The organism is Streptomyces sp. NPDC048659, assembly GCF_040650575.1.
GTDB lineage: Bacteria > Actinomycetota > Actinomycetes > Streptomycetales > Streptomycetaceae > Streptomyces.
Window position 1 is genome coordinate 1 of the sequence record NZ_JBEZHM010000032.1, and the last position, 24,165, is coordinate 24,165.

General features: G+C 72.3%; 23 protein-coding genes. 10 read left to right on the forward strand and 13 right to left on the reverse strand.

The features are described 5' to 3' along the window. Window positions 1–139 precede the first annotated feature (139 nt). Window positions 140–811, reverse strand: coding sequence for an endonuclease NucS (gene nucS / locus AB0C99_RS23355; RefSeq protein WP_362478148.1), 672 nt, complete (start codon window positions 809–811; stop codon window positions 140–142). A gap of 239 nt (window positions 812–1,050) precedes the next feature. On the opposite strand from nucS, the gene AB0C99_RS23360 reads away from it, so the two are divergent. Further along, window positions 1,051–1,443, forward strand: coding sequence for an SCO5389 family protein (locus AB0C99_RS23360; RefSeq protein WP_019889525.1), 393 nt, complete (start codon window positions 1,051–1,053; stop codon window positions 1,441–1,443). Window positions 1,444–1,542: 99 nt separating this feature from the next. On the opposite strand, the gene AB0C99_RS23365 is transcribed toward AB0C99_RS23360, so the two are convergent. Further along, complete coding sequence (locus AB0C99_RS23365) at window positions 1,543–2,577, reverse strand: LLM class flavin-dependent oxidoreductase (RefSeq protein WP_362478151.1); 1,035 nt, start codon at window positions 2,575–2,577, stop codon at window positions 1,543–1,545. Window positions 2,578–2,798: 221 nt separating this feature from the next. On the opposite strand from AB0C99_RS23365, the gene AB0C99_RS23370 reads away from it, so the two are divergent. Next, on the forward strand, window positions 2,799–3,125 hold the full coding sequence (locus AB0C99_RS23370; RefSeq protein ID WP_362478154.1) for an ATP/GTP-binding protein: 327 nt from the start codon (window positions 2,799–2,801) through the stop codon (window positions 3,123–3,125). A 50-nt stretch (window positions 3,126–3,175) separates the two neighbouring features. Here the strand turns inward: AB0C99_RS23370 and AB0C99_RS23375 are convergent, their stop codons facing one another. The 7 genes from AB0C99_RS23375 to mce all read right to left on the reverse strand — a co-directional run bounded on the left by AB0C99_RS23375 (window position 3,176) and on the right by mce (window position 13,117). Continuing rightward, window positions 3,176–3,988 (reverse strand): ABC transporter permease, encoded by an 813-nt coding sequence (locus tag AB0C99_RS23375; protein ID WP_362478157.1) that lies wholly within the window; start codon window positions 3,986–3,988, stop codon window positions 3,176–3,178. Then, the gene (locus AB0C99_RS23380; protein WP_362478160.1) at window positions 3,985–5,094 is read right to left on the reverse strand and encodes an ATP-binding cassette domain-containing protein; all 1,110 of its coding nucleotides are present in this window, start codon (window positions 5,092–5,094) and stop codon (window positions 3,985–3,987) included. Before AB0C99_RS23380 ends, AB0C99_RS23375 begins: the two co-directional genes overlap by 4 nt. 168 nt (window positions 5,095–5,262) lie before the next feature. Next, a complete protein-coding gene (locus AB0C99_RS23385; protein WP_362478163.1) occupies window positions 5,263–6,042 on the reverse strand; it encodes an ABC transporter permease in 780 nt (259 codons plus the stop codon). 3 nt (window positions 6,043–6,045) lie between these two features. After that, window positions 6,046–7,035 (reverse strand): ATP-binding cassette domain-containing protein, encoded by a 990-nt coding sequence (locus tag AB0C99_RS23390; protein ID WP_362478165.1) that lies wholly within the window; start codon window positions 7,033–7,035, stop codon window positions 6,046–6,048. A gap of 93 nt (window positions 7,036–7,128) precedes the next feature. Continuing rightward, window positions 7,129–8,064, reverse strand: a complete 936-nt coding sequence (locus AB0C99_RS23395) for a cellulose-binding protein (protein WP_351666294.1) — start codon at window positions 8,062–8,064, stop codon at window positions 7,129–7,131. A 114-nt stretch (window positions 8,065–8,178) separates the two neighbouring features. Next, a complete protein-coding gene (gene scy / locus AB0C99_RS23400) occupies window positions 8,179–12,450 on the reverse strand; it encodes a polarized growth protein Scy (RefSeq protein WP_362478168.1) in 4,272 nt (1,423 codons plus the stop codon). A 214-nt stretch (window positions 12,451–12,664) separates the two neighbouring features. Beyond that, window positions 12,665–13,117, reverse strand: coding sequence for a methylmalonyl-CoA epimerase (gene mce / locus AB0C99_RS23405; RefSeq protein WP_362478170.1), 453 nt, complete (start codon window positions 13,115–13,117; stop codon window positions 12,665–12,667). Between the two features lie 137 nt (window positions 13,118–13,254). On the opposite strand from mce, the gene AB0C99_RS23410 reads away from it, so the two are divergent. Then, window positions 13,255–14,457 carry an acetyl-CoA C-acetyltransferase gene (locus AB0C99_RS23410; protein ID WP_362478173.1) on the forward strand — a complete coding sequence of 401 codons (1,203 nt, stop codon included), beginning with the start codon at window positions 13,255–13,257 and terminating at the stop codon, window positions 14,455–14,457. A 25-nt stretch (window positions 14,458–14,482) separates the two neighbouring features. Then, a complete protein-coding gene (gene meaB / locus AB0C99_RS23415) occupies window positions 14,483–15,439 on the forward strand; it encodes a methylmalonyl Co-A mutase-associated GTPase MeaB (RefSeq protein WP_362478176.1) in 957 nt (318 codons plus the stop codon). Window positions 15,440–15,529: 90 nt separating this feature from the next. Here the strand turns inward: meaB and AB0C99_RS23420 are convergent, their stop codons facing one another. The 4 genes from AB0C99_RS23420 to AB0C99_RS23435 form a co-directional block, all read right to left on the reverse strand. Then, entirely contained in the window at window positions 15,530–16,006 is a 477-nt protein-coding gene (locus tag AB0C99_RS23420; protein WP_362478179.1) for a MarR family transcriptional regulator, read from the reverse strand. Window positions 16,007–16,138: 132 nt separating this feature from the next. Then, a complete protein-coding gene (locus tag AB0C99_RS23425; protein ID WP_362478182.1) occupies window positions 16,139–16,924 on the reverse strand; it encodes an AIM24 family protein in 786 nt (261 codons plus the stop codon). Beyond that, window positions 16,921–17,571, reverse strand: coding sequence for an AIM24 family protein (locus tag AB0C99_RS23430; protein ID WP_362478185.1), 651 nt, complete (start codon window positions 17,569–17,571; stop codon window positions 16,921–16,923). Before AB0C99_RS23430 ends, AB0C99_RS23425 begins: the two co-directional genes overlap by 4 nt. Next, window positions 17,571–18,209 (reverse strand): AIM24 family protein, encoded by a 639-nt coding sequence (locus AB0C99_RS23435; protein WP_362478187.1) that lies wholly within the window; start codon window positions 18,207–18,209, stop codon window positions 17,571–17,573. Before AB0C99_RS23435 ends, AB0C99_RS23430 begins: the two co-directional genes overlap by 1 nt. Before the next feature lie 117 nt (window positions 18,210–18,326). Between AB0C99_RS23435 and AB0C99_RS23440 the strand changes: the two genes are divergently transcribed. The 6 genes from AB0C99_RS23440 (at window position 18,327) to AB0C99_RS23465 (ending at window position 24,151) form a co-directional block, all read left to right on the forward strand. Then, on the forward strand, window positions 18,327–18,677 hold the full coding sequence (locus AB0C99_RS23440; protein WP_362478190.1) for a DUF3817 domain-containing protein: 351 nt from the start codon (window positions 18,327–18,329) through the stop codon (window positions 18,675–18,677). Further along, complete coding sequence (locus AB0C99_RS23445) at window positions 18,674–18,967, forward strand: MTH1187 family thiamine-binding protein (RefSeq protein ID WP_123455443.1); 294 nt, start codon at window positions 18,674–18,676, stop codon at window positions 18,965–18,967. The genes AB0C99_RS23440 and AB0C99_RS23445 overlap by 4 nt, the downstream gene beginning before the upstream one ends. 137 nt (window positions 18,968–19,104) lie before the next feature. Beyond that, a complete protein-coding gene (locus AB0C99_RS23450) occupies window positions 19,105–19,260 on the forward strand; it encodes a hypothetical protein (protein WP_362478358.1) in 156 nt (51 codons plus the stop codon). Between the two features lie 337 nt (window positions 19,261–19,597). After that, window positions 19,598–20,236: a TetR/AcrR family transcriptional regulator gene (locus tag AB0C99_RS23455; RefSeq protein WP_362478193.1), complete on the forward strand. Its 639-nt coding sequence runs from the start codon at window positions 19,598–19,600 to the stop codon at window positions 20,234–20,236. Window positions 20,237–20,326: 90 nt separating this feature from the next. Next, complete coding sequence (locus AB0C99_RS23460; protein WP_362478195.1) at window positions 20,327–22,144, forward strand: cellulose synthase catalytic subunit; 1,818 nt, start codon at window positions 20,327–20,329, stop codon at window positions 22,142–22,144. 3 nt (window positions 22,145–22,147) lie between these two features. Continuing rightward, on the forward strand, window positions 22,148–24,151 hold the full coding sequence (locus tag AB0C99_RS23465; RefSeq protein WP_362478198.1) for a kelch motif-containing protein: 2,004 nt from the start codon (window positions 22,148–22,150) through the stop codon (window positions 24,149–24,151). The last annotated feature ends 14 nt before the right edge of the window (window positions 24,152–24,165 follow it).

The following is a 24,165-nucleotide window of genomic DNA, read 5'->3' on the forward strand; positions in this document are numbered from 1 at the left end:
GGTGAATCCGCACGTCAAACCGGGGGCAACGCAGTCGACGCAGCGGCACCCGGCAGCGTCACCGCGAGCATCTGCGTCACGGGAGCCCGGTATGGGCCGTCCGGCTCCCGGGCCCTTCCTCGTACGCGGGTCGGTACGGTCAGAACAGGCGCAGCTTGTCGTCCTCGATGCCGCGCAGCGCGTCGTAGTCGAGCACCACGCAGTCGATCCCGCGGTCGTTGGCGAGCACCCGGGCCTGCGGCTTGATCTCCTGCGCCGCGAAGATGCCCTTCACCGGCGCCAGGTGCGGATCGCGGTTGAGCAGCTCCAGGTAGCGGGTCAGCTGCTCGACGCCGTCGATCTCGCCGCGCCGCTTGATCTCGACGGCGACCGTCGCCCCGTCGGAGTCGCGGCACAGGATGTCCACCGGGCCGATCGCCGTCGGGTACTCGCGGCGGATCAGCGTCCAGCCCTCGCCCAGCGTCTCGATCCGGTCGGCGAGCAGCTCCTGGAGGTGGGCCTCCACGCCGTCCTTGATCAGACCGGGGTCGACCCCGAGCTCGTGCGAGGAGTCGTGGAGGATCTCCTCCATCGTGATGATCAGTTTCTCGCCCGCTTTGTTGATCACGGTCCAGACGCCGGCCTCGCCGTCGGCCCCCTCCTTGAGGGTGCACGGCGGGGACATCCAGTTGAGCGGTTTGTACGCGCGGTCGTCCGCGTGGATGGAGACGCTGCCGTCTGCCTTGACCAGGATCAGACGGGGTGCGGAGGGCAGGTGGGCGGTGAGCCGGCCCGCGTAGTCCACGGAGCAGCGGGCAATGACGAGACGCATGGTCGGCAACGCTACAAGACGGACGCCTTCCGGCGCGATTCGGGCCGTAACGCCCGCCCGGCGCCCGCCCAACGGGCGTCACTTATTGGCCGGTTGTGCGCCCAATCTCCTGGTGCGGGCAGACCGGCGCGCTTACCGTGGAAGACGGGAGGTCGCCGCCCGTGCACGCTGCGTGCGCGTCGCCGTCCCCTGTCCCTGCCCGCAAGACCCCGCCCGGCGGGGTCGCGAGAGGAGAACCCATGTCGCTCGACGTCTCACCGGCGCTGTTGGAACAGGCCGAGCGAGGCGAGGTCGACGAAGCAGACTTCGTCGACTGCGTCCGGACCTCCCTGCCCTACGCATGGGAGATGATCAGCTCGCTGGTGGCACAGCTGAAGGTCGACGGCGGAGAGTTCGCCGACAACCAGACGCCGCCGCCGGACGAGCAGGCACGTGGTCAGCTGTTGCGCGCCCTGGCGAGCGACGCCATCCGCGGTGCGCTCCAGCGGCACTTCGGGGTGCGTCTCGCCTTCCAGAACTGCCACCGCGTGGCGGTCTTCCCGCTGGACGCCTCGGTGGACGAGCGGCTCGCCCGCTTCACCTCCATACGGGGCCAGCTGCTCAACCAGTCGCCCGAACTGCGCGACTGCTGACAGGGCCTGGTGCTGCCGCTCCGCGTCGCGGGAGAACGAGGAGACGCCGGAGCGGCAGCACGGTCCCGCCCCCGCCCCACGACGGCCGGACCGGTCCGGTCAGACCAGCAGCGGGAGCACCTCGGCGCCCAGCCGGCGCACGTTCTCCTCGGTGCCGGCGAGCTCGCCCGAGCCCTCGACGAGCAGCGCGAAGCGGGTGATCCCGGTCCGCTCGGCGGTCGCCGCCAGCCGGTCCGCCGCGAGCCTCGGGGTGCCCACCGGGTGCAGCGCGCACAGCAGCTCCGTGTAGGCCACCGGATCGCGCATCGCGCGGTGCCTGCCGTCCACCGTCACATGGGCGTCGAGCCCCTGTTTCAGCCAGCCCGGCATCGCCTTCACCAGCGTCTGAGCCGCGTCCGCCCCCCGGTCCGCGAGCTGCGCCACCCCGGCCGAGACATGGCCCGAGCCGATCCGCGCGATCTCGTCCGGGTCCCGCCCCGCCTCCCGCGCGGCCCGCTCCCAGCAGGCCACCATCTCGGCCTTCTCCTCGTCGCCGCAGTGCATCCCCAGCAGCATCGGCAGCCCCCGCCCGGCGGCCAGCCGGACGCTCGCCGGTGAGGTGCAGGCGACCACCACCTCGGGCGCCGCGGGCCCGCCGATCAGCTCCCCGGGCCCCGGCACGACCGCCACCTCGCGGAAGGCGTGGCGCCCGCCCTCGGCGCCGACCCGGGGCTCGCGCAGCCAGCGCAGCAGCAGGTCGAGCGAGTCCGGGAAGCCCCGCTCGTAGGCCGGCAGGCCCCCGCCGAACACCTCCAGGTCCACCCACGGCCCGCCCCGGCCGACCCCGAGGGTGAACCTGCCCCCGGAGGTCACGTGCAGCAGGGCCGCCTGCTCGCCCAGGGCGACCGGGTGCGCGCTCGGCAGCACGCTGACCGCCGTGCCGACCCGCAGCCGGCGGGTGCGCCCGAGGAGCAGCGCCGCCAGCGTGACGGCCGACGGGCAGACCCCGTACGGCACGAAGTGGTGCTCGGCCAGCCACACGGAGTCGAGCCCCGCCTCCTCGGCCGTCTCTGCGGTCCGCACCGCCCGGTGCAGCGCCTCCTGCTGGCCCTGGCCCGGGAACTGGGCGGCCAGCACGAACGTACCCACGCGCATCGCCTTCTGCCTCCTTGCGGCCGACGCGTTCTCCCCCTCGCGAACTTCCCCTCGTACCGGCAACAACGTCTGACACGTGCCAAAGGCAACGGGCGTTCATGAAGTTCTTGCGATTTTCGGCTGATCCGCCACGGGCGGGTGCGGGGGCGCCCCGTCGCGGCCCGTAGGCTGGAGGGAACCGTCCGTGTCAGTCAGCGTCCAGACCTCCGTGAGGTGTCGAAGTGTCCCCGCGCCACAACCGCGCCCGAGGCGGCGCGCAGCCCGACCCGCAGGGCGATTCCGGCGACCGCTACGGCGGCTCGCAGCGCAGCGAGACCTGGCAGGGCGAGGAGTGGTACGTCCGCCACGTCGCCGGCGCGAGCGCCCCGGGCAAGCGCTACCGCTGCCCCGGCTGCGACCAGGAGATCCCCGGCGGCGCCCCGCACGTGGTGGCCTGGCCCGAGTACGGGGGAGTGGACGACCGCAGGCACTGGCACAAGGCGTGCTGGAACGCGAAGGACCGCCGCACCAGCAGGGTGCAGCGGTCCCGTAACGCGCCGAAGTACTGAGCCGGACCCCCGGGGGCCCGGCCCGGACGTCCCGGCCCGGACGTCCCGGCTCAGACGTCCCGGCTGTTGAGCAGCGCGAAGGCGCCGCCGAAGGCGACGGCCGTGACGGCCGTCATGATCATCAGCGGCTCCCAGCCCGCCGGGCCGTCCTCGCCGAACGGCGCGACCGCGCTGTACAGCGCGATCATCTGCGAGGGGATCGCGTAGGTGTACAGGAACTCCTGCACCGACAACAGCGCCTCGGAGAACATGAACATCGCGGCCACCAGCGGGAGCAGCAGCAGGCCGATCATCACCGTGATCGCGCCCGCCGAGTGCCGGATGAGCGTGCCCACCGCCAGCGACAGCAGCCCCAGCGTGGCGAGGTAGGCGCCCGCCCCGACCGTCGCCCGCACCCACTCGCCCGCCGACGGCGTCGCCGCCGTGTCCACGATGGCGACCTGGGCCGCGCCGACCAGCGCCGCGACCACCGTGGTGACCGTGAAGACCAGCAGGAAGAAGACGATCGCCTTCGCCGCGAGCACCCGCGACCGGCTCGGGCAGGCCGTCAGGGTCGTGCGGATCATGCCGGTGCCGTACTCGGAGGCGATGGTCAGCACGCCGAGCGTGATCACGCAGATCGAGGCCGGCAGCATCCCGAAGAAGCCGAAGCCGAGCGCCGACTCCTCGCCCATCGGGGCCTTGGACGCGGACGCGATGGCCGCGACACCCAGGCCGATGGAGAGCATCAGCAGCACCATGACACCCAGCGTCCACATCGTGGAGCGCACCGAGCGGATCTTGGTCCACTCCGAGGCGAGCGCGTCGCCCAGGTGCGCCTTGCGGACCGGGATCGGGGAGACGTAGGCGTACGGGGTCGTCATCGGGCTTCCTCGGTGTTCGGGCCCTGCTGCGGGTTCTGCGGGGTGGCGTACGGGTTCTGTCCGGGCGGCGGCGGGGCGTACCAGCCCTGCTGCGGCACCTCGGGGACCGCGTACCCCTCCGGCTGCGGCTGCGCGTACGGCGGCTGCCCGTGCGGCGGCTGCGGTGCCTGGAGGTGCGCGAGCCGGTCGTCGGTCGAGCGGTAGTCGACCGCGCCCTGCGTCATGCGCATGTACGCCTCCTCCAATGACGCCTGGTGCGGGGAGAGCTCCCACAGCCGCACGTCCGCGCCGTGCGCCAGGTCGCTGATCCGCGGCAGCGCCAGCCCGGTCACCCGCAGCGCCCCGTCCGGCTCCGGCATCACCTGGCCGCCGGCCTCGGTCAGCACCGTGGTCAGCTTTTCCCGGTGCTGCGGCTCGGTGCCGGGGGTGCGGACCCGGGCGAAGTCGGCCGAGTTCGCCGAGATGAAGTCGGTGACGCTCATGTCCGCGAGGAGCTGCCCGCGGCCGATCACGATCAGGTGGTCGGCGGTCAGCGCCATCTCGCTCATCAGGTGGCTGGAGACGAAGACCGTCCGCCCCTCGGCGGCCAGCTTCTTCATCAGGTTGCGCACCCAGAGGATGCCCTCGGGGTCCAGGCCGTTGACCGGCTCGTCGAAGAGCAGCACCTGCGGGTCGCCGAGGAGCGCCGCCGCGATGCCGAGCCGCTGGCCCATGCCCAGCGAGAAGCCCTTGGAGCGGCGCCTGGCGACGTCCTGGAGCCCGACGACCCCGAGCACCTCGTCCACCCGGCGGGCCGGGATGCCGGCGAGCTGGGCGAGCGACAGCAGGTGGCTGCGGGCGCTGCGCCCGCCGTGCACCGCCTTGGCGTCGAGCAGCGCGCCCACCTGGCGGGGGGCGTTCGGGAGCTGCCGGAAGGGGTGGCCGCCGATCGTCACCTGGCCGGAAGTCGGCGTGTCCAGGCCCAGGATCATGCGCATGGTCGTGGACTTGCCCGAGCCGTTCGGGCCCAGGAAGCCGGTGACATGGCCCGGCCTCACCTGGAAGGAAAGGTTGTACACGGCCGTCTTGGCGCCGTAGCGCTTGGTCAGGCCGACTGCCTCGATCATTCTGCAGCCCCATCGACAGGTCAGGTCGTCGTCGGGGCGTGATGGCCGGCGGCCGGAGCCCCCCGTATGAGTGAGGAGCTTATCCAGCCGTTGACGGTTCCGGCGAAACGGAACCGTTATGCCCTTGATGCCGGAAGTCCCGGGACTCCCGGGACTCCCGGGGCCCGCTCAGGCGTCGCGGCGCTTCAGCACCAGATAGCCGCCGAGCAGCGCGGCCACCACCCAGAGCAGCATGATGCCGAGCCCGCCCCACGGCCCGTACGGCGCCTTGTCCGAGCCCATCGCGTCCGGCACCACCTGCATGATCTTGGAGCCGGCCTGGTCCGGGAAGTAGCGGGCGACCTCCTTCGCCTTCGGCACCGCCGACAGGATCTGGGAGATCAGGAAGAAGAACGGCACCAGGATGCCCAGCGACAGCAGCGAGGAGCGCAGCATCGACGCCACGCCCATCGAGAAGATCGCGATCAGCCCCATGTAGAGCCCGCCGCCCACCACCGCCCGCAGCACGTTGTCCGCGCCCAGGGTGGTGCGGTGGTCGCCGAGCAGCGCCTGGCCGAGGAAGAAGGACAGGAAGCTGGTGGCGAGGCCCACGACCAGCGCCAGCACCCCGGCCACGGCGATCTTCGAGAAGAGGAAGGTGGCCCGCTGCGGCACCGCCGCGAGCGAGGTGCGGATCATGCCCGAGGAGTACTCGGTGCCCACCACCAGCACCCCGAAGACCACCATCGCGAGCTGCCCGAGCACCATCCCGGAGAAGCTGACGAAGGTCGGGTCGAAGGTCGCCCGCTCGGTGGCCGAGAGCTTGTCGAAGGTCGAGCGCGTCAGCGCGCACAGCGCCGCGCTCATCGCCACCGTCACGAGCAGGGCGCTCGCCAGCGTCCAGACCGTCGACGAGACCGTCCGGATCTTGGTCCACTCCGACTGGAGGACCGCCGTCACCGCCGCCATCGCTCAGGACCCCTCGTAGCTGTCGCCCCACTGGGGCCCGTCGACCGGAGCCGGCGGCGGGGGAGCGCCCCGCCCGCCGTGCACGTCCGTCCCGTGCGCGTGGTACTCCACCGCGCCCGCCGTCATCTGCATGAACGCCTCCTCCAGCGAGGCGCGCTGGGAGCTCAGCTCGTGCAGCGTGATCTGGTGCGAGGCGGCCAGCTCGCCGAGCCGCTCCGTCGTCGCCCCGTCGACCTCCAGCGTCCCGCCGCCCGCCTCGACGGCGATGAATCCGTTCGCCTGGAGCAGGTCCCGCAGCCGTTCCTGCTGCGGGGAGCGGAGCCGTACGTAACTCCGGGAATTCTGCTGGATGAAATCCGCCATCGACGTGTCGGCCAGCAGTCTGCCCTGTCCGATCACGATCAGATGATCCGCCGTCAGCGCCATTTCACTCATCAGATGACTCGAAACGAAGATCGTCCGGCCCTCCGCCGCGAGTCTCTTCATCAGATTGCGGATCCAGTGAATTCCCTCGGGGTCCAGACCATTGACGGGTTCGTCGAACATCAGGATCTCGGGATCCCCGAGCAACGCCGAGGCGATACCGAGCCGTTGGCCCATGCCGAGCGAGAAGCCCTTCGACTTCTTCCGCGCCACCGCCGTCAGACCCACCAGATCGAGCACCTCGTCGACCCGCGCGGCCGGAATGCGGTTCGACTGGGCCAGGCACAGCAGGTTGTTGTACGCCGAGCGCCCGCCGTGCATCGCCTTGGCGTCCAGCAGCGCCCCGATGTACTTCAGCGGCTCCTGGAGCTCCCGGTAGTGCCGGCCGTCGATCCGGACCGTGCCGCTCGTCGGGTTGTCCAGGTCCAGCATCATCCGCATGGTCGTCGACTTGCCGGCCCCGTTCGGCCCCAGGAAGCCAGTGACCACCCCGGGCCGCACCCGGAAGCTGAGCCGGTCGACCGCGAGCTTCGACCCGTACCGCTTGGTGAGACCCTCCAGCTCGATCATGCGTACCAAGCTACGGGCACGCGAAACCCCCCGCCACCGGAATGGCAGGGGGTTTTCGTGAACTCCGCGCGGCCCCCCGGGGGCCGCCGCCGACTAGCGGGACTGCTGGGCGGGGACGCCCGCGGTGCGCTCGTCGTCGATCGGGGAACCGGCCGCGGCCACCGCGGCGCCGGTCAGCGTCGCCAGCATCTCGCGGACGTTGGTCAGCTGCGCGTTGATGGAGTCGCGGCGGTTCGTCAGCGCCGCCAGCTCGCGCTCCGATTCGCTGCGGATCCGGTCGGCCTTGGCGTTCGCGTCGGCCACGATGTCCTCGGCCTGGCGCTGCGCGGTCTCCACCGTCTGGCGGGCCCGGCGCTCCGCGTCCGTGCGCAGCTTCTCGGCCTCCAGGCGCAGCTGCTCCGCCCGGTGCTCGATCTCGGCGAGGCGCTTCTCGGCCTTGGCCTGGCGGGCGGCCAGGTCGCGCTCCGACTGCTCGCGGCGCTTGGCCAGGTTGGTCTCGAAGTCCGCGGCGGCCTGGGCGGCCTTGGCGCGGGTCTCCTCGAAGAGGGCGTCCGCCTCCTCGCGCTTCGACTGCGCGTCCTTCTGCGCCTCGGAACGCAGCGAGTTGGCCTCGCCCTGCGCCTTCTCGACGATCCGGACGCCCTCGTCCTCGGCCTTCGACTTGCGCTCGGCCGCGAAGGACTCCGCGTCGTTGCGCACCTGCTGGGCGGCCGACTCGGCGAGCTCGCGGTGCTGCTCGGCGGCGCGACGGGCCTCCTCACGCAGGTCCTTCGCCTCCTCCTCGGCCAGCCGCAGGATCTTCTCGACCCGGGCACCGAGACCGGCGTACGACGGCTCCGCGTCGCTGACCTGGGCCTGGGCGTTCTGCGTTTCGAGGTGCAGTTCCTCGATGCGCTTTTCCAGCGAGGTGATCCGCGACAGGGCGCTGTCACGGTCGGCGACGAGCTTGGTAATGCGGTCGTCCACCTGACCGCGGTCGTAACCACGCCGCACGAGCTCGAAGCCGAAGGGGGAGGATGTGTCGCTCATGAGGTTCCTGTCGAAAGAGACCGGTGAGGTGTTAGAGGGAATCCTAGGGGCCGAAGCGGCGTGTCATCGAGCGTATGCCCGTTTGATCTGGAGAATGTCCAGCCTTTCGGGTGGCTAGCTATCCGAGGACTTGCCACTCGAACGAGTGGATCCCGCGGACGCGCCCGCCTTGACCGACGGGCCGCCGGCGGACTTCGCCCCTCCGCCCGGCGCCTCGAAAGACTCCAACGCTTCGAGGACGTCCTGGACACGGGAGATCTCGGCATTGATGCTCTCGCGGCGCCGGACCAGCACCTCCAGCTCGCGCTTGCCCTCCTCGACGGTCCGCTCCGCCTCGCGCTCCGCGTCCGCCTTGATCTTCTCCGCCTCCGCGACGAGCGACGCCTTCTTCTGCTCGGCCTCCTTGAGGAGCCCCTCCGCCCGCTTCACCGCCGAGATACGCACCTTGCTCGCCTCGGAACTCGCCTCGGAGAGCATCTCCTTGGACGCCTCCTCGGCCTCCGCGCGCTGCTCGGTCGCCGCCTTCACCAGCTTGTCGACGCGCTCGCCGGCCGTCTTCATCTGCTCGGCCGTCTCGCGCCGTGCCCGCTCGTGCAGCTCCTCGATCTCGCCCTCGATCCGGGACCGCAGCTCCTCCGCCCGGTCCCTTATGGCCGTGGCGTCGCTCCGGGCCCCGATCAGCAGCTCGTCCGCGTCCGTACGGGCCTTCTCGACCAGCGAGTTGCCCTCGATGGTCGCCTCGGCGACGATCCGCTCGGCCTCCTTGCGGGCCGCGCCGACCATCGTGTCCGCCTGCGTCTCCGCCTCGGTGGTGGCGCGCAGCGCCTCCTCCTGAGCCTTCGTCATCAACTGGTCGGCCTGCTCGGCCGCGTCGGCGCGCTTCTTCGCGCCGGCCTCGCGGGCCTCGTCCAGCGTCCGGTCGGCCTCGGCGCGCGCCTCGGAGCGCATCTCCTCGGCGGCGGCCTCGGCCTCCGCCCTCGCCCGCTCCGACTCGACGCGGATCCGCTCCGCCTCGGCCGTCGCCTCGCCGATGAGGGTGTCGGCCTGCTCGGCGGCGTCCGCGCGCCGCTTGTCGGCGGCCTGCCGGGCCTCGTCCAGGACCCGCTCGCCGTCCGCGCGGGCCGCGGCGCGCAGCGCCTCCGCCTCCGCCTCGCCGTCCGCCTTGACCTGCTCGGCCTCGGCGCGCAGCCGGGCCGCGTCCTGCTCGGTGCTCTCCAGGAGCTCGGCGGCCTCGGTCGTGATCCGCTCGGACTCCGCCGTCGCCTCGCCGATGAGGGCGTCGGCCTGCTCGGCGGCGTCCGCGCGCCGCTTGTCGGCGGTCTCGCGAGCCTCGTCGAGCACGAGCCGGGCCTCGGTGGTGACGCGCTCGGCCTCGGTGGTGGCCTCGCCGACGAGGGTGTCGGCCTGCTCCGCCGCGTCGGAGCGGCGCTTGTCCGCCGCCTGCCGGGCTTCGTCGAGGACCTGCTCCGCCTCCGTGCCGATCCGCTCGGCCTCGGTGGTGGCCTCGCCGATGAGGGTGTCGGCCTGCTCGGCCGCGTCGGAGCGGCGCTTGTCCGCGGCCTGCCGGGCCTCGTCGAGGACCTGCTCCGCCTCGGCGCCGATCCGCTCGGCCTCCGCGCGGGCCTCGCCGACCACGGTCTCCGACTGGGCGGCGGCCTCCGAACGGATCCGGTTCGCGTCGTCGCGGGCGTCCGCGCGGGTGCGGGCCGCGTCCTGCTCGGCCGAGGCCAGCGAGTCCGTCGCCTCGGTCCGTACCCGCTGGGCGTACTCCGCGGTGTCCGAGCGCAGCTTCTCCGCCTCCGCGAGCGCGTCCGTGACGGTCCGCTCGGCCAGCGCCTTCGCCGCCTCGGACTCCTCCCGCGCCCGCTCCCGGGTGCGGTTCGCGTCCTCGGTGGCCCGCTCCCGCTCCTCGTACGCGTCGGCGCGGACCCGGTCCGCCTCCTCCTGCGCCTCGGTCCGGGTGCGCTCCGCCACGTGCTCGGCGGTGCTGCGCAGGCCCGCGATCTCCTCCTCGGCGGCCTCCCTCAGCCCCGCGACCGAGTCCCGCACCTCCTGGGCGGTCTGCTCGGCGCCGGACACCAGCTCCGTGGCGCGGGTGTCCGCCTCCTCGACCAGCCGGTGCGCCTCGGTCTGCGCCTCCTCCACCCGCTTGCGGGCGGAGGCCAGCAGGTCCTCGCCGCGCTCCCGGGCCACCTCGCGCTCGCGGTCCGCCTCGGCCCGCGCCGAGTCCAAGGTCTCCTCGGCCTCCCGGCGGCGCCGGTTGGCCTCCTCCCGCGCGGCCGACAGGGCCTCCGCGGCCTCCGCGGCGACCCGCTCGGCGGCAGACGCGGCCTCGGCGCGGACCCGGTCGGCGGTCTCCTGCGCCTCGGACCTCAGCCGCTCGGCCTCGGCCCCGGCCTCCTCGCGCAGCGTCGTCGCGGCGGCCTCCGCCTCGCCGCGCACGGCCGTCGCGTCCTGCGACGCCTCCGCGCGCAGCCGCTCGGCCTCCTGCTCGGACTGCGCCCGCAGCGTACGGATCCGCTCGGCGGACTCGCTCCGCTGCCGCTCGGTCTCCTCTGCGGCCTCGCGCCGGATCCGCTCGCCCTCGGCCCGCGCGTCGGTGAGCTCCTCGGCGGCGGCCGACAGCCTGCCCTCCGCCTCGGAGTGCAGCCGGGCCAGCTCGGCGGCGGCGTCGGTCTGGCGCGCCGTGGCGGCCCGCTCGGCCTCCTCGCGCACGGCGACGGCGATCTCCTCCGCCGCCTCCTTGACCGACTCGGCCTGCTCCTCGGCCTCCGCGCGCATCCGCTCGGCCTCGGCGCGGGTGCGCTCCAGCGTCTCCTCGGCCTGGGTGCGCAGGGTCTGCGCCCGCTCCATGGCCTCGGAGCGGACCCGCTCGCTCTCCGCGCCCGCGCTGGTGCGCTGCTCCTCGGCGTCCGTGCGCGCCTTGGTCAGCAGCTCCTCGGCGGTCTTCGCCGCCTCCTCGATCTGGCCGACGGCCTCGCGCCGGGCCTCGCCGCGGATCCGCTCGCCCTCGGCGATCGCCTCGGCCCGCAGCCCCTCGGCCTCGCCGCGCAGCCGGCGCGCCTCCTCCTGGAGCTCGACGGTCTTGGCGCGGTACTCCTTGGTGTCGTCCTTCGCCGAGCCCAGCAGCTCGTCGGCCTGCTCCTCGGCGGTGGACCGCAGCCGGTCCGCCTCGGTCTCGGCCTCGCGCCGGATCCGCTCGGCCTCCTCGGTCGCCTTGCGGGTGGTCTCCTGGGCGTCGGCGGACGCCTTGCTCAGGACCTCCTCGGCGGTCCTGGCGGCCTTGGCGAGCGCGGCGGCGGAGTCCTCGGCGGCGACCGTACGGGCCTTCTCGGCGGCCTCCGAGACCAGCTTCTCGGCCTCGGCGGTGGCCTCCCGCAGCTTCTCCCCGGCCTGGTCCTTGAGGGCCTCGGCCTCCTTGGTGGCCTCGCCGACCAGGCGCGCGATCTCGGCCTTGGCGGTACGGGTGCGCTGCTCGTTGACCGACTCGGCGCCGGCGAGCTGCTTGGCGGCGGAGTCCTTCGCCTCGGACAGCGTCCGCTCGGCCTCCGTACGGGCCTCCCGCAGCCGCTCCTCGGCCTCCTGGACGCGCTGCTCGGCGGCCCGGGACAGCTCGGCGGCCGCGCGGCGGGCCTGGTCCGTCTCGGCGGCGGTGGCGGAGCGGAGCTGCTCGGCGTGGCCGGCGGCCTCCTGGGCCTGGCTGGAGGCGGCGCCCAGCATCCGCTCGGCGTCCTTGCGGGCGCGCAGCAGAATCGCTTCCGCCTCGGCACGGGCCGCCTCGGCCTCGGAACCGATCCGGCGCCGGGTCTCCTCGGCCACCCGGACCGCCTCCGCGCGCGCGGCGGCCAGCGACTGCTCGGCCTCGGCGCGGGACTCCTCCATCAGGCGCCGCGCCTGCGACTCCGTGCGGGCGCGCAGCTGTTCGGCCCAGGCCACGTTCTCGTTGACGTGCGACTCGACGGTCTGGCGGCGCTCGTTGAGCTCCTGGTCGAGCTGCTGGCGGCGGGTGACGGCCTCGGTGTGCAGCTCGGACTGGAGGCGGGCCTGCTGCTCCGCGTGCTCCTGGAGGATCCGCTGGGTCTGGGCGCGCGCCTCGCGCAGCTCGCGCTCGGCGTCCTGGCGCAGCTGCTCGGCCTGGGCCTGCGCGTTGCGCAGCATCTGCTCGGCCTGGTAGCCGATGTCCGCGCTGTCGTACGCGGGCCGGGACGCGATGGTGCGGCGCGCCTCGTGGAGCTTGGCGCGCAACACCTCGACCTGGTAGCCGAGGTCCTCGGCGTGCTGGACGGCCTTCTCCCGCTCGGTCTTCAGCCGGTCCATCTCGGCCTCGAACCGCGAGAGATGGTCCTCTTCAGCTCGCTGGCTCTCCTGGCGTTCGTAGCCCCGCACTGCGCGGTCCCATCCTTCCCCGAGCTCTTCGAGCAGGGGAGACCCCAACCCTGGTCGCAACTCCAGCGGTCACGCCCTCACGGCCGAGGACGGACCCCCGGGGAATCGTGGCAGATCGGACGACCCCGACATCCCGACTTCGGAGCCGTGCGCGCACGGCTCCGACCGGCCCCGGCCCGGAGTCGCCCACTCTACCGGGCCGGGAATCCGGAGGTCAGTGCTCCGCTGAGGAGTGGTCAGCCGGGGACTGCGCCGAGGTGACCAGTTCCGTCAGGACGCCGTGGCAGTCCTTGGGGTGCAGGAAGGTGATCCGGGAGCCCATGGAGCCGATCCGCGGCTCGTCGTAGAGCACCCGGACGCCCTTGCCGCGGATGGCCTCGGCGTCGCCGTCCACGTCCGCGGTGCCGAAGGCGATGTGGTGCACGCCCTCGCCGTTCTTGGCGAGCCACTTGCCGACCGCCGAGTCCTCGCGGGTGGGCTCCAGGAGCTGGAGGTAGGAGGCCCCGCCGTCGGAGGTCTCGTTGATCTTGAGCATGGCCTCGCGGACGCCCTGCTCCTCGTTCACCTCTTCGTGGAAGACCTCGAAGCCGTAGGTGGCCCGGTAGAACGCGACGGTCTCGTCGAGGTTCCGGCAGGCGATTCCGATGTGGTCGATTCGCGTCAGCATCCCCCCAGTGCAGCGCCGACCGGATGGTTACGCAACGTGCGCGCGATCACACCGGCAGGCCGGTGACCGGGTGTGGCAGCGCTCAGTACATTGGCGGTAAACCCTCGTTCACTCCTCATCCCAAGGGGCTGTGCCTCATGTCTGGAACGACCGGTACCACCTCAGTGATCGTCGCGGGCGCCCGCACGCCCATGGGCCGTCTGCTCGGCTCCCTCAAGTCCTTCTCGGGCGCCGACCTGGGCGGTTTCGCGATCAAGGCCGCGCTGGACCGGGCCGGCATCGGCGGCGACCAGGTGCAGTACGTGATCATGGGCCAGGTGCTCCAGGCGGGCGCCGGGCAGATCCCCGCCCGCCAGGCGGCCGTCAAGGCCGGCATCCCGATGAACGTCCCGGCCCTCACCGTCAACAAGGTGTGCCTGTCCGGTCTCGACGCCATCGCGCTCGCCGACCAGCTCATCCGCGCGGGCGAGTTCGACATCGTGGTCGCCGGCGGCCAGGAGTCCATGACCAACGCCCCGCACCTGCTGCCCAAGTCCCGCGAGGGCTACAAGTACGGCGCGATCGAGATGCTCGACGCCATGGCGTACGACGGCCTCACCGACGCCTTCGAGAACATCGCGATGGGCGAGTCCACCGAGAAGCACAACACCCGGCTCGGCATCCCGCGCGAGGTCCAGGACGAGATCGCCGCCCTGTCGCACCAGCGCGCCGCGGCCGCCCGGAAGAACGGCGTCTTCGAGGCCGAGATCACCCCGGTGGAGATCCCGCAGCGCAAGGGCGAGCCGGTCGTCTTCTCGCAGGACGAGGGCATCCGCGCGGAGACCACCGTCGAGTCCCTCGGCAGGCTGCGCCCCGCCTTCGCCAAGGACGGCACCATCACCGCCGGCACCTCCTCGCAGATCTCCGACGGCGCCGCCGCCGTGGTCGTGATGAGCAAGGCCAAGGCGGAGGAGCTGGGCCTGGAGTGGATCGCCGAGATCGGCGCCCACGGCAACGTGGCGGGCCCGGACAACTCGCTCCAGTCGCAGCCGTCCAACGCGATCCTGCACGCCCTGGGCAAGGAGGGCCTGGAGGTCGGCGACCTGGACCTGATCGAGATCAACGAGGCGTTCGCGGCCGTCGCCCACCAGTCAATGAAGGACCTCGGCGTGACCCCTGAAAAGGTGAACGTCAACGGTGGCGCCATCGCGCTCGGCCACCCCATCGGCATGTCCGGCGCCCGCGTGGTGCTGCACCTGGCCCTGGAGCTCAAGCGGCGCGGCGGCGGCGTCGGCGCGGCGGCCCTGTGCGGCGGCGGCGGCCAGGGCGACGCCCTGATCGTGAAGGTCCCCGGCAAGTAATCCGTCACCTCAAGGAGCAGCGCACATGGTGGACGTCCCCGATCTGGTCGCGCAGGCGCGGGAGGGCCGGCCGCGGGCCGTGGCCCGGCTGATCTCGCTCGTGGAGGGGGCGTCCCCGCAGCTCCGCGAGGTCATGGCGGCCCTCGCGCCGCTCACCGGGAACGCGTACGTGGTGGGCCTGACCGGCTCGCCCGGCGTCGGCAAGTCGACCTCGACCTCGGCGCTGGTCAGCGCGTACAGGCGGGCCGGCAAGCGGGTCGGCGTGCTGGCCGTGGACCCGTCCTCGCCGTTCAGCGGCGGCGCGCTGCTGGGCGACCGGGTGCGGATGTCGGAGCACGCCTCCGACCCGGGGGTCTACATCCGCTCCATGGCCACCCGGGGGCACCTGGGCGGCCTGGCCTGGTCCGCCCCGCAGGCGATCCGGGTGCTGGACGCGGCCGGCTGCGAGGTGATCCTGGTGGAGACCGTGGGGGTCGGGCAGTCGGAGGTGGAGATCGCCTCGCAGGCCGACACCTCGGTGGTGCTGCTCGCCCCGGGCATGGGCGACGGCATCCAGGCGGCCAAGGCGGGGATCCTGGAGATCGGCGACGTCTACGTGGTCAACAAGGCCGACCGGGACGGCGCCGACGCCACCGCGCGCGAGCTCAACCACATGCTGGGCCTGGGCGAGGCGCGCGGTCCCGGCGACTGGCGCCCGCCGATCGTCAAGACGGTCGCCGCGCGCGGCGAGGGCATCGACGAGGTGGTCGAGGCGCTGGAGAAGCACCGCGCGTGGATGGAGGAGCACGGGGTGCTGGCCGGGCGGCGCCGGACCCGGGCCGCCCGCGAGGTCGAGACGATCACCATCACGGCGCTGCGGGAGCGGATCGGCGACCTGCGCGGGGACCGGCGGCTGGACGCGCTCGCGGAGCGCATCACGGCCGGCGAGCTCGACCCGTACGCCGCCTCGGACGAGCTGGTGGCGAGCCTGACCGGCCGCTGACCGGCCGCTGACCGGCCGCTGTCGGTACGCGAAGGGGCCCGGCGCCTGGGGGCAGGCGCCGGGCCCCTTCGCGTACCGTGGAGGGCGGGGCTACGGCTTGCCGCGGCGTCCGCGGAGCTGCTCGGCGATCGGCTTGAGCGACTCGTGGAGGTCGGCGAGGGCCGCCGGGCTGAGCTGGTCGATGAAGTGCGTGCGCACGGACTCGACGTGGTGCGGGGCGACCTTGCGCATGGTCTCCATGCCGTGGTCGGTGAGCACCGCGTAGAGCCCGCGCCGGTCGGACTCGCAGTTCTCGCGGCGGACCAGACCGGCGTTCTCCATCCGGGTGATCTGGTGGGAGAGCCTGCTCTTGGACTGGAGCGTGGCCGCGGCCAGGTCGCTCATCCGCAGGCGCCGGTCGGCCGACTCGGAGAGATTCACCAGGATCTCGTAGTCGTTCATGGTCAGGCCGAAGGGCTGGAGGTCCTTCTCCATCTGGTACGTCAGCATCCTGTTGACGTCGAGGTAGGTGCGCCAGGCGCACTGTTCGCCGTCGGTGAGCCAGGGGGTGGCCGTTTCCGTCTCCATATATGGATTCTACCTAAGAAGTTGAAAACTTGACGAAGTGAGAGGGTGTGACTCCGCGCACCCGGGCCGGGCCCCCGAACCCCGGCCGACGGGCGCAGACGTTCGAGGACGTCACACTCCGCAGACTACCGCTCACAGGCCGAAGCGACGCTGGAGGTCGCCGAGCTGTCCGGGAAGGCGCGGTACCTGGCCGAGCGCCCCCTGCCCGGAGCCGTGCGCCCCCTGGCCGCCCGGCACGCCCGGCTGCGCCCCCGGCTCGCCGATCGCGCGCTCCGGCATCATCAGCTCCGTCGACTGGAGCAGCACCGTGCCCGCGCCCACGAACTCGAACTGGTGCTCCTCGCCCGAGGTGCCGCCGAGGCCCGTCAGGGCCCGTACGCCGCCCATCACGCCCGTCATGTAGCCGTGGTCGTAGTGGTGGCAGGGGGAGGGGCAGTCGGCCCAGCCGACCAGCGCCTGCGGGTCGACCCGCAGCGGCGGCTCCATGAAGACCACCGGGCCGTTGGAGGCGGCGACGAACTTGCCGGTCCCGATGAGGGTGACGAAGCCCGGCACGATCGACTGCTTCAGCGCCAGCGTCGGCTGGTACGCGAGCAGATTGCCCGAGCGGATCGTCAGGTTGCCCTCGTCGAGGTCGTACGAGTTCACGTCGAAGGCGCGGTCGGCGAGCAGCATCTTGCCGCTGCCCTCGGCCACCACCCAGTCGCTCGCGTGCAGCGGCGAGTGGAAGGAGGTGCGGACCAGCCGGTCGAGCCGCCCGTGGCCGATGCCGTTGAACTCGATGCGCCCGTAGTAGGCGATCATCTTGCCCTTCTGCAGGAACCACTGGGAGCCCTTGAGCTCCACGCAGAAGGTGTACGCGTTGACGTTGTCGTCCGAGGGCAGCGAGTGCGGGTCGTGGATGACGGGGGTGCTCACAGCTTCTCCTCCGATGCCTGGACGTACACCGCGCCGCTGCCGCTCAGCTCCAGCTGGAACGCCTCGCCGGAGCCGCGGCCGACCATGTCGCGCCAGCCCAGGGCCGTGGAGAGCTTGTTGCGGACGTCGCCGTGGTGGGCGACGTACGCCTGCGGGTCGACGTGGACGGGGCGGCCGGGGACGAGGGGGAGCTCGACGACCCCGCCGTGGGCCATCACCGCGACCGAGCCGTGGCCCTTCAGGGTCGTGGTGAACAGGCCCTGCCCGCTCACCTGGCCGCGCACCATGCCCATGACCCCGCCCTGGGAGCCGAGGAACATCGTGCCCTGCTCCAGGGTGCCATCGAAGGCGAGCAGCCGGTCGGCCTCGACGTACAGGGTGTCGCCGGCGAGGGCGATCACCTGGATGTGGTGGCCGCCGTGGCCGAACAGCACGGTGCCGCTGCCCTCGACGGTCATCAGCGGGGTCGCCTCGCCGGCCACCCGGCGCCCGATCATCGACATCAGGCCGCCCTGGCCGCCGCCGAGGTTGGGCGTGAAGCTCACCTCCCCGCGGTACGCCAGCATCGCGCCGCGCTGGCTGAACAGGCGCTGCCCCGGGATCACCGTGGCCTCGACCATCTTGGAGTTGATCTCGCGGAAGGGCATCAGACGTCGCCCCCGATGGTGTTGCGCTCGCTGGGCTGGACGTAGACGAGCCCGTCGCCCTCGAAGCGGATCTGGAACGCCTCGCCGCCGCCCTCGCCCATGAGGGTGCGGAAGGTCACACCCGACTGGAAGTGCTGCTGGAGGTTGCCCTGGTGGGCGATGTACGCGCCGGGGTCGACGTTCAGCGGGTACTGCGGGGTCACCCGGAGCACCACCGCCGGGCCGTCGGACATGATCGCCGCCTGGCCGGTGCCCTCCACGGTCGTGGTGAACAGGCCGTTGCCGGTGGCGCCGCCGCGCAGCCCGGTGAAGCTGGTGCCGGTGCGCAGCCCCGTGTCGGTGCAGAGCAGGTTGCTGGACTCGACGAAGAGCTTGTCGCCGTGCAGTTGGACCAGGTTGATCTCGGAGGCGCGGTCGGCGAACCAGCAGGTGCCCTGCCCGCGGACCTCCATCATCTCCATCTGCTCGCCGGTGAGCCGGCGGGTCACCATCCCGCGCAGGCCCTCGCCGCCGCCGGACATCTTCTTGAACGCCATCTGGCCGTCGTAGGCGACCATCGAGCCGTTCTTCGCCTTCACGGTGTCGCCGGTCATGGACACGGCGAGCACTCTGCTGCCTTGGAGTCGGAACGTTGCCACGCTGGTGAAGGTACTGGCCCCCCGCCTAAAGGGACAGCAAAGTCCCCGTGCACAATGGACGGACGCTTGTGCGCCGATTCACAAGATCGCCCGCCGTTCTCACCGAAGGTGACCCACGTGGACATCAAGACCGCCACCGCCCTGCACCGGCTGCGCCTCATCTCCGTGCCGGAGGCCCTGTCGTTCCCCGCGCTGCTGATCTTCGGCTCGCTGCTCAGCCGGATCTCCGACATCGACTTCCTGATGATGCCGCTCGGCGCGCTCCACGGCGTGCTGTTCGTGATCTACGCGCTCTTCCTGCTCGACGTGTGGAACAAGGCGAAGTGGCCGTTCAAGCGGGTGGCCTTCTTCTTCCTGCTCGCGGTGCTGCCCTTCGGCGGGCTGTACGGCGACAAGCAGCTCAAGCGCTACGAGGCCGAGGCCGTCTCGGCGTCCCGCGCGCGTCGCGAGGCGGCGGTGGAGGCGTGATCGTCGCGTTCTCGGTGACCCCGCTGGGCGTGGGGGAGGAGGTCGGCGAGTACGTCGCCGACGCGGTGCGGGTGGTCCGCGAGTCGGGCCTGCCGAACCGCACCGACGCCATGTTCACCTCCGTCGAGGGGGAGTGGGACGAGGTGATGGACGTCGTGAAGCGCGCCGTCGCCGCCGTGGAGGCCCGCGCCCCGCGCGTCTCGGTCGTCCTCAAGGCGGACATCCGCCCCGGCGTCACGGACGGTCTGACCTCGAAGGTCGAGACGGTCGAGCGGCACCTCGGGGCCTGATCCCCGCGTCGCGAGCCCCCGGTCCCCGCCAGGATCGGGGGCTTTTTTCGGCCACCCTTCTTGAGCGCGCGCTCAAAACCGACTACGGTGCCGGTTGAGCGGTCGCTCAAAGCGCGCTCGACCACGGGGGAGGGGCCATGCGGCTCTATGTCGAGACGTGCGCGCGCACCGATCCGGACACGCGGGACGCCACGCGCGTGCCGCCCTTCCCGGCCGTCGCCGGCACCGGTGTCTCCGCGGGGGAGCGCCACCGGGCCGACGGCGGCCGGGTCCCCGTCCCGGAGCGGCCGTGAGCCGCACGCCGCGCAGGCGCCCCAACGCCGCGCGCGGCGGGGACGGGGCGGGTTCCGGACGGGGCGTCAGGGCGGCGGAGCCGCACCGCGCGGGCGGGGGGCCTTCGGGTGCGGCGGGTGGCTGGACGGTGCCTGACTGTCCGGCGCCTGACCGGCCGGCGCCTGGCTGCCCGGCTCTTGACCGGCCGTCGCCTGGCCGCCCGGCCCCCGGCCGGCCGGTGTCCGGCTTTACGCGGGCCGGTCGCCCCGTGCCCGTACGTTCCGGTGAACGGCGGCTCTCCGACGGCGCGTTCGCGACGCGGCGGGCCTCGCTCCGGGAGCGGGCGGAGGCGGCGGAGTGAGCGCGGAGGACACCCGGGAGCGGTTGCTGGACGGGGCGCTGCGGACCCTCGCCGAGCAGGGCATCGCCAAGACCTCGGCGCGCGCCGTCGCCGCCGAGGCGGGGGTCAACCAGGCGCTGATCTTCTACCACTTCGGCTCGGTCGACGACCTCCTCGCCGCCGCCTGCCGCCGGGGCGCCGAGCAGCGGGTGGCCCGGCACCGCGAGCGGCTGCGCGCGGTGGGCAGCCTCACCGAACTCCTGGCCTTCGGGCGGGAGATGCACGTCGAGGAGCGGGCCGCCGGACACGTCGCCGTGCTCGGGCAGCTGCTCGCCGGGGCGCACGCCCACCCTCGGCTCGCGCCCGCGACCGCCGCCGGGCTCGACCTGTGGATCGCCGAGGTCGAGGGCGTGCTGCGGCGGGTGCTGGCCGGCGGCCCGGTCGACGGGCTCGTCGATCCCGCCGGGCTCGCGCGCGCCGTCGCGGCCTCCTTCGTGGGCATCGAGCTGTACGAGGGGGTGGACCCGGACGGGGCCGCCGTCGCCCTCGACGCGCTCGAACAGCTGGGCGGTCTGATGGCCGCGCTGGACGAGCTGGGGCCCGTGGCGCAGAAGGCCGTCCGCTACGCCTTGCGCCGAAAGGCTGACATTCCGTAAAAACCCTCGCTCGGCCGCTTCCAGTCGACACGCCGGTGAAAGTCCCTTTTTGTGGGGCTATCGACCCGTTCGACGACAGCTGGAGGCACCGTGCGGCCGGGAGGCTACGACTACGACACCTACAGCCGACTCGCCGGTCCCCTCACGGAACCGGACCCGGCCGCCTACAGGGTGCAGTACCGAAGTCTGCTCTCGAAGGAGCCGCACCGAATACGAGCCGTCCTGCTCATGGGCCTCGCGCCGCTGCTCTCGGCGCTGCTGCTGGCCTACCTGGTCTGGCCGACCCACTGGACCGTCCGCGAGGGCGACGACCGCTGGCGGGTCCCGTACGACACCGTGATGCTCGTGTCGATCGGGCTCATCTGCTTCTTCATGCTGGTGAACGTCACCTCGATCGCGCACGCGACCCTCGTCGCCCGCGACCCGATACCCGTCCGCGCCGAGCCCGGCACCCGGGTCGCCTTCCTCACCACGTACGTCCCCGGCAAGGAACCGCTCTCCATGGTCCGCGCCACCCTCGAAGGCGCCGTCCGGCTCACCCACGACGGGCCGCTCGACATCTGGCTGCTGGACGAGGGCGACGACACCGCCGCCAAGGCCCTGTGCGCCGAGCTCGGCGTCCGCCACTTCACCCGCGCGGGCGTGCCCGAGTGGAACCGCGCGAAGGGCGTCCACAAGGCCCGCACCAAGCACGGCAACTACAACGCCTGGCTCGCCATGCACGGCGACGGCTACGACTTCTTCGCCTCGGTCGACACCGACCACGTGCCGCTGCCGAACTTCCTGGAGCGGATGCTCGGCTACTTCCGCGACCCCGACGTCGCCTTCGTCGTCGGCCCGCAGGTCTACGGCAACTACACCTCCGCCGTCACCAAGGCGGCCGAGTCGCAGCAGTTCCTCTTCCACGCGCTCATCCAGCGGGCCGGCAACCGCTACCGCGCCCCCATGTTCGTCGGCACCAACAACATCGTGCGGATCACCGCCCTCAAGCAGGTCGGCGGGCTCTACGACTCGATCACCGAGGACATGGCCACCGGCTTCGAGCTGCACCGGCGCCGCAACCCGCGCACCGGCCGCTTCTGGCGCTCCGTCTACACCCCCGACGTCCTCGCGGTCGGCGAGGGCCCCGCCTCCTGGACCGACTTCTTCACCCAGCAGCTCCGCTGGTCCCGGGGCACCTACGAGACCCTGTTCCGGCAGTACTGGAAGGCCCCCTTCCGTACACCGCCCGGGCGCCTGCTGAACTACACGCTGATGCTGGTCTACTACCCGATGACCGCCGTCAACTGGCTCCTCGGCATCCTGAGCTGCGTCCTCTTCCTCTGGATCGGCGCCTCCGGCACCCAGGTCTCCTCCGCCGTCTGGCTGATGATCTACAGCGACGCCGTCGCCCTCCAGATCGGCCTCTACCTCTGGAACCGGCGCCACAACGTCTCGCCCCACGAACCCGAGGGCTCCGGCGGCCTCGCCGGCATGGCGATGTCCGCGCTCTCCGCGCCGATCTACCTCAAGTCCCTCGGCTCCGCCGTGCTGCGCACCCGAGGCCGCTTCGTCGTCACCCCCAAGGGCGGCGAGGCCAGCCCCGACCGGGTGCTCACCTTCCGCATCCACCTGTACTGGGCGGCCGTCCTCATCGCCTCCCTGGTGGCCTCCGTCCACTTCGGGCACACCCACGCCGCCATGCGTACCTGGGCGGCCCTCGCCCTCGCCATCAGCCTCGCCCCGCTCGTCGTCTGGGGCGCCGGCGCCCTGCGCGAGCGCCGCCGGCTGCGGGTCCGCGCCGAGGCCAGGGCCCGGACCAGGGCCCGCGGCCGGGCCGACGCCGCCGAAGGCGTCACGATCGTCGCCGCCCCCGTGCCGCCCGCGCCCACCACCACAGCCGCGCCCACGACGACCGGAGGGAACTGAGCCATGGCCTACCGGCCGTCCAAGCAGTTCAAGAAGACCCTGTTCGGCAGCGGCGCCGTCCTCGTCCTCGCGGCGCTCAACGCCCCCGCCGCCGTCTCCTTCGCCAGCGAGAAGTACCACGCGTACAAGATCGCCCAGCCGGAGTACCGGAAGGAGTTCGGCTCCTGGGAGGTCGTCGACGTCCCCGAGCAGTACCGCGTCAACGCCATCCACGCGGCCCTGCTGCACACCGGCAAGGTGCTGCTGATCGCGGGCTCCGGCAACAACCAGAAGAAGTTCGACGCCGGCACCTTCGAGACCGTCCTGTGGGACCCGGTCAAGAACACCTTCAAGAAGATCCCCACCCCCGAGGACTTCTTCTGCTCCGGGCACACCGCCCTGCCCGACGGGCGCCTGCTCGTCGCCGGCGGCACCGCCCGCTACGAGGTCCTCGACGGCGCGGTCAAGAAGGCCGGCGGCGGGATGCGGGTCAAGAACGAGAGCCCCGACAAGGCCGTCACCCTCAAGAAGGGCACCGTCTTCCGCTCCCCGTCCGGCGTCGAGTACGTCACCAAGACGGACGTCACGGTCCCCAAGGCCAAGCGCGAGTTCGAGATCTCGTACTTCAAGTCCGGCCAGATGAAGCCCTGGAAGACCAAGGTCACCGCCGCCGAGACCCGGGTCTTCGTCGAGGCCGTCAAGGAGGGCCCGCAGGCCCTGACCACCGAGGCCGCCCAGTACGAGGTCGTCGGCCTCAAGGGCGAGGCGGCCGACAACGTCTACGGCCTGGCCCAGCGGCTCACCACCGAGAAGCAGGACTTCCAGGGCATCAAGGCGGCCTACGAGTTCGATCCCAAGGCGGAGCGGTACATCCCGGTCTCCCCGATGAAGGACGCCCGCTGGTACCCCACCCTGGTCACCCTCGACGACGGCAAGGTGCTCGCCGTCTCCGGCCTTAACGACGTGGGCGACGTCGTCCCCGGCGACAACGAGATCTACGACCCGGCGACCAAGAAGTGGTCCAAGGGCCCCTTCCGCTACTTCCCCACCTACCCCTCGCTCTTCCTCACCAAGGGCGGCAAGCTCCTCTACACCGGCTCCAACGCGGGCTACGGCCCCGCCGACAAGGGCCGCGAGCCGGGGCTGTGGGACCTGGAGAAGAACTCCTTCACCAAGCTCGGCGGGCTCACCGACCCCGACCGGTTGGAGACCTCCTCCTCCCTGCTGCTGCCGCCCGCCCAGGACCAGCGGGTGATGGTCCTCGGCGGCGGCGGGGTCGGCGAGTCGCCCGCCTCCACCGCCCGCACCTCGATCGTCGACCTGTCGAAGGAAGGCCCGGTCTTCCGCGACGGGCCCGCGCTCCCGCAGGGCACCCGCTACCTGAGCAGCGTGCTCATGCCCGACGACACCGTCTTCACCAGCGGCGGCTCGGGCGAGTACCGGGGCCGCAGCGGCAGCGACATCCTCCGGTCCCAGTTCTACGACCCGAAGACCAACTCCTTCACCGCCGCCGCCGACCCCACCGTCGGCCGCAACTACCACTCCGAGGCCCTGCTGCTGCCCGACGGCCGGGTCGCCACCTTCGGCTCCGACCCGCTCTTCGACGACAGCGACAACACCAAGCTCGGCACCTTCGAGCAGCGCATCGAGGTGTTCACCCCGCCCGCCCTGCACCGGGCCGGCGGCAACCGCCCGGTCCTCGGCGAGGGCCCGAGGGAGCTCGACCAGAACGGCCGCGCCACCTTCCGGACCACCGACACGGCCCGGATCGCCTCGGCCCGGCTGATGCGGCCCAGCGCCGTCACCCACACCACCGACGTCGAACAGCGCTCGGTGGAGCTCGGCCTCACCAAGGGCGCGGACGGGGTCAGCGTGACCGTCGAGGTCCCCAAGGACCGCACCCTGGTCCCGCCCGGCTGGTACATGGTCTTCGTCACCGACAAGGACGGCATCCCGTCCGAGGCCCGGTGGATCCAGGTCGGCCAGGACCCGCCCCCGGCCCCGGCCTCGGAGCAGGGCGAGGAGTAGGGCGAGGAGCAGGG

Excerpts from the sequence above, each read along its gene's own strand:
- AB0C99_RS23380 (WP_362478160.1), bottom strand. The coding sequence starts at position 5,094 with ATGATCGAGGCAGTCGGCCTGACCAAGCGCTACGGCGCCAAGACGGCC.
- AB0C99_RS23465 (WP_362478198.1), top strand. The coding sequence starts at position 22,148 with ATGGCCTACCGGCCGTCCAAGCAGTTCAAGAAGACCCTGTTCGGCAGC.
- AB0C99_RS23385 (WP_362478163.1), bottom strand. The coding sequence starts at position 6,042 with ATGGCGGCGGTGACGGCGGTCCTCCAGTCGGAGTGGACCAAGATCCGG.
- AB0C99_RS23430 (WP_362478185.1), bottom strand. The coding sequence starts at position 17,571 with ATGCCCTTCCGCGAGATCAACTCCAAGATGGTCGAGGCCACGGTGATC.
- AB0C99_RS23375 (WP_362478157.1), bottom strand. The coding sequence starts at position 3,988 with ATGACGACCCCGTACGCCTACGTCTCCCCGATCCCGGTCCGCAAGGCG.
- AB0C99_RS23365 (WP_362478151.1), bottom strand. The coding sequence starts at position 2,577 with ATGCGCGTGGGTACGTTCGTGCTGGCCGCCCAGTTCCCGGGCCAGGGC.
- AB0C99_RS23395 (WP_351666294.1), bottom strand. The coding sequence starts at position 8,064 with ATGAGCGACACATCCTCCCCCTTCGGCTTCGAGCTCGTGCGGCGTGGT.
- AB0C99_RS23450 (WP_362478358.1), top strand. The coding sequence starts at position 19,105 with ATGCGGCTCTATGTCGAGACGTGCGCGCGCACCGATCCGGACACGCGG.
- AB0C99_RS23390 (WP_362478165.1), bottom strand. The coding sequence starts at position 7,035 with ATGATCGAGCTGGAGGGTCTCACCAAGCGGTACGGGTCGAAGCTCGCG.
- AB0C99_RS23410 (WP_362478173.1), top strand. The coding sequence starts at position 13,255 with ATGTCTGGAACGACCGGTACCACCTCAGTGATCGTCGCGGGCGCCCGC.
- AB0C99_RS23360 (WP_019889525.1), top strand. The coding sequence starts at position 1,051 with ATGTCGCTCGACGTCTCACCGGCGCTGTTGGAACAGGCCGAGCGAGGC.
- mce (WP_362478170.1), bottom strand. The coding sequence starts at position 13,117 with ATGCTGACGCGAATCGACCACATCGGAATCGCCTGCCGGAACCTCGAC.
- AB0C99_RS23420 (WP_362478179.1), bottom strand. The coding sequence starts at position 16,006 with ATGGAGACGGAAACGGCCACCCCCTGGCTCACCGACGGCGAACAGTGC.
- nucS (WP_362478148.1), bottom strand. The coding sequence starts at position 811 with ATGCGTCTCGTCATTGCCCGCTGCTCCGTGGACTACGCGGGCCGGCTC.
- meaB (WP_362478176.1), top strand. The coding sequence starts at position 14,483 with ATGGTGGACGTCCCCGATCTGGTCGCGCAGGCGCGGGAGGGCCGGCCG.